This is a genomic window from Alkalihalophilus lindianensis (assembly GCF_032843265.1).
Classification (GTDB): domain Bacteria; phylum Bacillota; class Bacilli; order Bacillales; family Bacillaceae_D; genus Alkalihalophilus; species Alkalihalophilus lindianensis.
The window spans coordinates 1-257 of the sequence record NZ_JAWJBA010000615.1 but is presented as its reverse complement, the minus strand read 5'-3'; the positions used below and the strand labels follow the sequence as shown (position 1 = coordinate 257).

Annotated in this window: 1 protein-coding gene; it reads right to left on the bottom strand. The window is 42.0% G+C overall.

The window, feature by feature from the left end; all coding sequences use genetic code 11:
- Positions 1-257: DUF309 domain-containing protein (locus RYX56_RS23630; protein WP_317124288.1), on the bottom strand; the 257-nt coding region annotated here is incomplete at both ends.

The following is a 257-nucleotide window of genomic DNA, read 5'->3' as shown; positions in this document are numbered from 1 at the left end:
AGCCTGTCTTGTTTCCATGGCCAGTAGACGGTCGTTTAATAAATTTAATAAATCTGGACCGTTAATACCAAGCTTTGATAAAAAGTGAGCATGCATTTCGAATATTCTTAGCGCTTTTTCCAATGTTCGTTTTGCTCCATTGAAATTTCCTCTGCGGTGGTGATACGTCGATACCGCGACTAAAATAAGACCAACCCAGATCGAGTCCTTGTTTCCCGGATCGGACTGCTTCCAATATTCCTCAAGGATTTCATGGC